The organism is Peribacillus sp. SIMBA_075 (assembly GCF_046534585.1).
In genome coordinates, this window is record NZ_JAWRYN010001275.1 from 1 (window position 1) to 248 (window position 248).

Here is a 248-nt window from a genome sequence, read left to right on the forward strand (position 1 = left end):
CTGTCCAACTCCTCACGTGGTAGATTTTGGTGCAGACAAACGGTCACGGACCATATGTGTAGCTTCTACCATATTTTTTAACGATGCAATCGTTTCCCGAATTCCACGAGTCTTGAGCCCACAATCGGGATTGATCCAAAACTGTGATGGAGGAAGCACCTGAAGCGCGCGACTCACCATTTGTTCCATCTCGGCTACAGCAGGAACGCGTGGGCTGTGAATATCGTATACTCCCAGTCCAATCCCTT

The 248-nt window shown here is 49.2% G+C and carries 1 protein-coding gene; it reads right to left on the minus strand.

The window, feature by feature from the left end; genetic code table 11:
- Window positions 1-12 precede the first annotated feature (12 nt).
- Window positions 13-248 (minus strand): hypothetical protein (locus tag SB775_RS32445; RefSeq protein WP_410865402.1); only part of this gene is annotated, 236 nt, incomplete at its 5' end.